This window comes from Microbacterium sp., from assembly GCF_051953575.1.
In the GTDB taxonomy this organism is placed as follows: Bacteria; Actinomycetota; Actinomycetes; order Actinomycetales; family Microbacteriaceae; genus Microbacterium.
Genome location: NZ_JBQCIP010000325.1, coordinates 1 through 2,793, shown reverse-complemented (window position 1 = coordinate 2,793; position 2,793 = coordinate 1). Strand labels below are relative to the sequence as shown.

3 protein-coding genes are annotated in these 2,793 nt (G+C 72.3%); all 3 read right to left on the bottom strand.

All coding sequences use genetic code 11. The features are described 5' to 3' along the window. Positions 1 to 983: 5-(carboxyamino)imidazole ribonucleotide synthase (locus ACTHNQ_RS21020; RefSeq protein ID WP_440335859.1), on the bottom strand; the 983-nt coding region annotated here is incomplete at its 3' end. Between the two features lie 58 nt (positions 984 to 1,041). Beyond that, positions 1,042 to 1,629, bottom strand: coding sequence for a PH domain-containing protein (locus tag ACTHNQ_RS21015; protein WP_440335858.1), 588 nt, complete (start codon positions 1,627 to 1,629; stop codon positions 1,042 to 1,044). 53 nt (positions 1,630 to 1,682) lie between these two features. After that, on the bottom strand, positions 1,683 to 2,489 hold the full coding sequence (locus tag ACTHNQ_RS21010) for a biotin--[acetyl-CoA-carboxylase] ligase (protein WP_440335857.1): 807 nt from the start codon (positions 2,487 to 2,489) through the stop codon (positions 1,683 to 1,685). Between the last annotated feature and the right edge of the window lie 304 nt (positions 2,490 to 2,793).

Sequence of the window (2,793 nt, the reverse complement as noted above, 5' to 3'; positions counted from 1 at the left end):
GCGAAGCGGGCATCGAGGCCGCCCTCGGCGGGACCGCCCAGGATGTTGACCATCACCGACCACTCGGCGACAGGGTCCGTGTCGCCCAGCGGCAGGTCGAGCACGGCACGCAAGTGCTGCTCGAATTGGCCGGTGACCGCGCCGTCCTGGCTCCAGTGGCCGCTGTTGTGCGGCCGCATCGCCAGTTCGTTGACGAGCAGGCGCTCGTCGGTGGTCTCGAACAGCTCGACCGCCAGCATCCCGGTCACTCCGAGGCCTTCGGCGATCGCGGTGCCGATCTGCGCAGCGACCTGCGGCAGCCGCTCGCCGGCGCGCGGTGCCGGGGCGATCACCTCGGCGCACACGCCGTCGCGCTGCACGGTCTCGACGACCGGGTAGGCGCGCATCGCGCCCGAGGGGCGACGCGCGACCTGCTGCGCGAGCTCGCGGCTGAAGTCGACGAGCTCCTCCACGAGGAGGGCGCCGCCGTGGGCGTCCTCGGCGAGCGTCGCGAACCAGTCCTCGGCCTCGGTGCCCGCCGACACCACGCGCACGCCCTTGCCGTCGTAGCCGCCGCGCGGCGTCTTCACGACGGCGCGGCCGCCGTGGTCGTCGATGAAGGCCTGCAGCTCGTCGGCGTCCGTGACGGCCGCCCAGTCGGGCTGCGGCATCCCCAGTTCCTGCAGACGCGCGCGCATCAGCAGCTTGTCCTGGGCGAAGCGCAGCGCGTCGGGGCCGGGGTGCACGGCGACGCCTGCCTCGACGAGCGTCGCCAGCACATCCTGCGGCACGTGCTCGTGGTCGAAGGTGACGACGTCGACGTCGCGGGCGAACTCCAGCACGGTGGCGGCGTCGCGGTAATCGCCCACCGCCGTCGCGGCGAGGGATGCCGACATCCCCTCATCCTCGGCGAGCACGCGGAGTTCGACTCCGAGCTCGACCGCCGGTGCGATCATCATGCGGGCCAGCTGTCCGCCCCCGACGACTCCGACTCGCAACGTCATGCGACTCCCTTTCGACTGCCTTGTTCCATCATCCCGCACGAGCGGGACGATGCAGGACCTACGCCGGAGGGGTCGTCGGCGCCGACGGCGGGAGAGGCGGCGGCGGGCCGGGCGGCAACGGCTGCGCGTCGCGGTGCGCGAGGATCTGATTGACCTCGACCTGGTCGACGAGGGCCTCGTGGACGAGCTCGACGGACGGGATGTTCGCGAGGCGCAGCGGTTCGTCGATGCCGTTGCTCAGCGTGATCGTGCCGGCTCCCCACATCCGCTGGAGCAGTCCGCGCTTGACCTTCAGTGTGTACCCGCGCACGTGCGCGAGCTCGCGACGCTTGACCGAGACGACTCCGCGTCGCTCGAGCACCCGTCGCGTCGTGATCGTGTAGACGTGGCCCCACCAGACGAGGAACGGCAGCACCACGAGGAGCAGCACCACCGCCCCGGCAGCGGCGAGCAGCATCCAGTTCTGGAATCCCGCGGGGAGGTTCCCGTAGAAGTAGCCGCACGCCCCCGCGACCGCGATGAGCACGAGGGCCGACCAGAACAGGCGCCGCGCGTGCCCGCGGAACTTCGCGACGAGCAGCTCGGGCGTGGGCGCACCGGGCGCAGGCGTGAGCGGCCTGCCTCCGAGTCCCAACGGCTGCGTCATGGCTCCATTGTGGCGGGTGCGGCCGACAGAGGGTTGCGAACCGCCGTGTCGCGTCAGTCGGCGCGACGCACGTGGACCACGTCGCCGGCCGAGACGGCGCTCTCGAACTCTCCGTCCTGGACGACCACGAGGCGCCCGTCCGGATCGATGCGCTGTGCGCGGCCGCGCAGCGTCTCTCCGTCCGGCAGCGACACCGCCACATCGGCGCCGAGCGTGCCGCACAGCGCCTCGACCTCGGCGAGCACGCCCGCCTCGGCCGCGTCGCCGTGCGCGGAGGCCAGGGCGCGCAGCTGCTCGTCGAGCGCACCCAGGTAGTCGGCGAGCAGCCGGTCCTCGTCGCACACCTGGCCGAGCGCGGCGAACGACGTGGCGGTGTCGACGGGCAGCTCGGCCGCCGGCATCCGCGTGTTGATCCCCGACCCGATCACCACGACGTCGGGCAGCGCCGGGACGATCTCGGCGAGGATGCCGCAGATCTTGCGACCGTCGACGAGCACGTCGTTGGGCCACTTGAGGGTCGTCGAGTGCGGGGTGCGTGACAGCTGCGCGGCGACCGCGCGCGTCATGGCGGCCCCTGCGACCAAGGGGATCCAGCCCCGCGCGGCCGGCGGGATCGCAGCGGCGTCGACGACGACCGAGACGGCGAGCGCCGAACCGGGCGGCGTGACCCAGGTGCGGTCGAGCCGGCCGCGGCCGGCCCGCTGGTCGGTCGTCAGCAGCAGCGACAGGTGCGGCCACTCCTCGGGTGCGTCGGTGACGTGCCGGACGACGTCCGCGTTCGTGGAGTCGGTGGTCGGGACGACCTGCACGCGGGGGCTGACGGCGGCGGCGAGGGGGTATCCCTCCGGTGGGAACGACATGAACTTCACGCTACTCGCGCCGCTTCCCGCGGAAACGTACCCTTTCGCGATTCCGGGGCAGGAATCGCGAAAGGGTACGTTCCCGCCGCGGCGCCGGCCAGGTCGCCGCACGAGGAGAGACAGCGGATGCCGCAACCCCTTGTGCGAACCCTCCAACGCCTGCGGAGAGCCCGCCGATAGGGTGGAACGCGTGACCGAGCAGCCCGACCTCTCCACCACAGCCGGAAAGATCGCCGACCTCCGCGCGCGCTACCAGGAAGCGGTCCTCGACGCCGAGGCCGTTGCGCAGCAGAAGCAGCACGCG

Coding starts and splice junctions, on each gene's coding strand:
- ACTHNQ_RS21015 (WP_440335858.1), bottom strand. CDS start 1,629: ATGACGCAGCCGTTGGGACTCGGAGGCAGGCCGCTCACGCCTGCGCCC.
- ACTHNQ_RS21010 (WP_440335857.1), bottom strand. CDS start 2,489: ATGTCGTTCCCACCGGAGGGATACCCCCTCGCCGCCGCCGTCAGCCCC.